The organism is Kitasatospora sp. NPDC093558 (assembly GCF_040683475.1).
GTDB lineage: Bacteria > Actinomycetota > Actinomycetes > Streptomycetales > Streptomycetaceae > Kitasatospora.
On the sequence record NZ_JBFBDY010001163.1, the window covers coordinates 1 to 1,411 of the forward strand.

Annotated in this window: 1 protein-coding gene; it reads right to left on the reverse strand. The window is 73.4% G+C overall.

From position 1 onward, the window contains the following. On the reverse strand, positions 1–859 hold an 859-nt coding region (locus AB0O00_RS39415; RefSeq protein WP_363659484.1), incomplete at its 3' end, for an FAD-dependent oxidoreductase. Positions 860–1,411: the final 552 nt, after the last annotated feature.

Below are 1,411 nucleotides of genomic sequence, written 5' to 3' on the forward strand. Positions count from 1 at the left end.
CCTCGCGCATGCTCGGGTCGCGCAGGAGGCCCAGGTGGCGCTCGAACCCGGCCTCGCCCGGCTCGGGTTCGGCGCCGCGCATGCCGGCCAGGCTGACGATCCAGCGGTCACCCTCGACGGGGAGCAGCACGCCCATGTACGGGGCGTCGGGGGCCTTCGTCTGCAGGTAGAGGGCCCGGCAGCCGAGTGCGGCGTCGGCGTCCTTCGGGCGGTGGTACAGCCGGGAGGCGTAGGTGACGCCCGCGTCCACCCGCTCCTCGGGCACCGGCGCGCAGCCGAGTTCCGCCAGCCAGGTCGTCATCGAGGTCGACCGGCCCGACGCGTCCACGACCAACTCGGCCGGGATCTCCTCGACTTCGCCGCGCTCCGGGCCGCGCTCGCGGACCTTGACGCCGGTCACCGCCCGCGCCGAGCCGAGTAGCCCGACCACCTCGGTGCCCTCCAGGAACTCGACCGCCGGGGCGGCGCGGACGCGGTCCAGCACCGCCTTGTCCAGGACCGGGCGGGTGCACGAGAGGAAGGACGTCTGCGCCGGGTAGTCCGCCATCCAGCCGGCCGAGCTGAGCCAGCGGAGGTCACCCGAAGTGGCGACCAGGTCGGCGCCCGCGTCCTTCAACTCCTGCTTGATGCCGGGCATCATCTCCTCCAGCAGCCGGTGCCCGGCCTCCAGCACCAGGTGCGCGTGGCGCCCCTGCGGGACGCCGGCGCGGAACTGCGGCTCCGCCGGGTAGCGGTCCCGCTCCACCACCACGATCCGCTCGGCGTAACCGCGCAGCGCCCAGGCCGCCACCGTTCCGGCGAGTCCGCCGCCGATCACCACCGCCGTGCCCCGCCCGGGGGCCGTCTCCGAAGAAGTCATGCCACGTAGCGTAGTTGGGCCCCGGTGCGCGCGTAATCGAATCGGAGGCGTGAACGGGCGTTGCCGGGGCGCCCGTTGACGTGCGCGTTCGCGCCCCGTCGGGCGGTTCCGGCCCGGCCCGGTGTGGGGAAACGATCGTGCGGGTACTGAACTCGTTCGAGTCGTGCAGGGGCAGCCGCCCGTGCGTGCGGGCAAGCTCTCGTTCTCCCGTCCCGCTCCCGGCGCCCGGCCGACGATGTCGGCAGCGCCCAAGGGGCGGCAGCGCTAAGAAGTCGTCAAGATCGGCGTCGAGCGGTGTCAAGGAGGCGTCAGGAGGAGTCTCATCGTCGGCGGCGCGGACATAGCGTCGCTCGGCGGAGAAAAAACGGTTCCGCGCCGGCCCCCGCAGGGAGACCCGGCGGAGCCGGACAACGGGGAAAAGGACGTGCGGTCATGACCACGGCGGCTACGGGCAGAACGGCCACATCCAAGGAGGCGGCCTCAGCGGGATCCTCCGCGGGGTCCTCGGCGGGATCCTCGGCAGGTTCCGATCCCGGGGAGGGCAGCCCAGCG